The organism is Streptococcus oralis (assembly GCF_001578945.1).
Classification (GTDB): Bacteria; Bacillota; Bacilli; order Lactobacillales; family Streptococcaceae; genus Streptococcus; species Streptococcus oralis_Q.
On sequence record NZ_KQ969555.1, the window covers coordinates 43,897 to 45,577 of the forward strand.

1 protein-coding gene and 1 pseudogene are annotated in these 1,681 nt (G+C 40.9%); one reads left to right on the top strand and one right to left on the bottom strand.

The window, feature by feature from the left end; genetic code table 11:
- Positions 1 to 109: 109 nt before the first annotated feature.
- Positions 110 to 1,261, bottom strand: a complete 1,152-nt coding sequence (locus SORDD16_RS08640) for an iron-containing alcohol dehydrogenase (RefSeq protein WP_061453131.1) — start codon at positions 1,259 to 1,261, stop codon at positions 110 to 112.
- Between the two features lie 330 nt (positions 1,262 to 1,591).
- Between SORDD16_RS08640 and SORDD16_RS12330 the strand changes: the two are divergent.
- A pseudogene (locus tag SORDD16_RS12330) lies at positions 1,592 to 1,681 on the top strand (transposase); the annotation flags it as partial.

Here is a 1,681-nt window from a genome sequence, read left to right on the forward strand (position 1 = left end):
ATATTTTTAACTAGAATATTAAGGAACTTAAAAAGAACTACCAAAATGATAGTTCTTTCCAGCATTATTTATATTTTGAAGAATGAGTCACTTCCACTCTACTCAATCCTTAGAAGAGTTCTTTGTAGAGAGCAATGGTTTCTTCTAGAGTTGGCATAAATGGATTTCCAGGTGCGCAGGCATCAATCAAAGCATTCTTAGAAAGATAATCAAAGTCAAAGTCTTTTTCTTGGATACCGAGTTCAGTGAGTTTCTTCGGAATACCTACTGTTTCAGACAGTTTCTCAATTTCAGCAATAGCATAGCTAGCACATTCTTGGTCTGTCTTGCCTTCGGTATGGAGGCCAAGAGCTTTTGCAACATTGCGGAAAGCTTCTGGTACACGTTTGGCATTTTCGCGTTCTACAACTGGGAGAAGCATGGCACAGCAGACACCATGTGGCAAGTTATATACTGCACCGAGTTGGTGAGCCATAGAATGAACATAGCCCAAACCAGCATTGTTAAAGCTCATACCACCGAGGAAGATGGCATTGACCATACCCTCACGCGCTTCAATATCTTGGCCATTAGCTACGGCACGAGGGAGGTACTCCTTGATGAGTTCAATGGCTCCGATAGAGAGTTTCTTGGTCACATCATAAGCACCCGGTGTTACCAAGGCCTCGACAGCGTGGGTAAGAGCATCCATACCTGTCGCTGCTGTCAAGCCTTTCGGTTTTGAAAGCATGAGTTCTGGATCATTGACAGAGATAAGGGCGAGGCTGTTCTTATCAACCATTACCATCTTGACCTTGCGTTCTTCGTCAGTAATGACATAGTTAATGGTGATTTCTGCAGAAGTTCCAGCTGTTGTATTGATCGCAACCACTGGCAAGCCTTTTTTAGCAGACTTGTGAAGACCTTCGTAGTCCTGTGGTTTTCCACCATTTGTCGCAATGATAGAGATACAACTAGCCGCATCCTGAGGAGATCCTCCTCCAAGACTGATGATGAAGTCACATCCATGCTCTTTCAGGGCAGCCACTCCGTCTGTGACGTTCTTGCAAGTCGGATTTGGCTCCACATCGCTAAAGATCACATATTCGATCCCTTCAGCATCTAATGGTTTTAGGACCTTAGGTAAAATATCACTTCCCTTGATGAACTTGTCTGTCACCAAAAGAGCCTTCTTATACCCCAATTCCTTGATATACGGACCTACTTCATTTACAACACCTTTACCGATAAGGTTAACTGATGGAACGTAAAATGTAGCCATATGCTTTTCCTCCTGCGCCTCTGCGCTATTTGATTATTTACTATAAGTATACGACCTTATAAGAGGTTTTACAAATATTTGTAAGCGTTTTAAGTAAAAAGTTAGTAAAGAACCGCCAGCCATATTTTTCAACTTGAATATACAATATAAGTACACAATAAAAACTCATAAGATTTTCTAGTAAAATAGCATTGAACAAATTAGTTACGAAGGGAATCTTATAAGTTATCATGATTTTACCATAGATGAATGGGGAAGTATTCTGATTTACCATACACGAAAGGGCATCACCGTTCTTGAAAACAACCGACAGGCCACCATCAAGAACTACTTTTTCCTAAGACAAAGATTATTCTCGATAGATTTCACATTATCCAACATTTGAATCGGGCTATGATGACGATCAGAATTGCCATCATG

Coding starts and splice junctions, on each gene's coding strand:
- SORDD16_RS08640 (WP_061453131.1), bottom strand. CDS start 1,261: ATGGCTACATTTTACGTTCCATCAGTTAACCTTATCGGTAAAGGTGTT.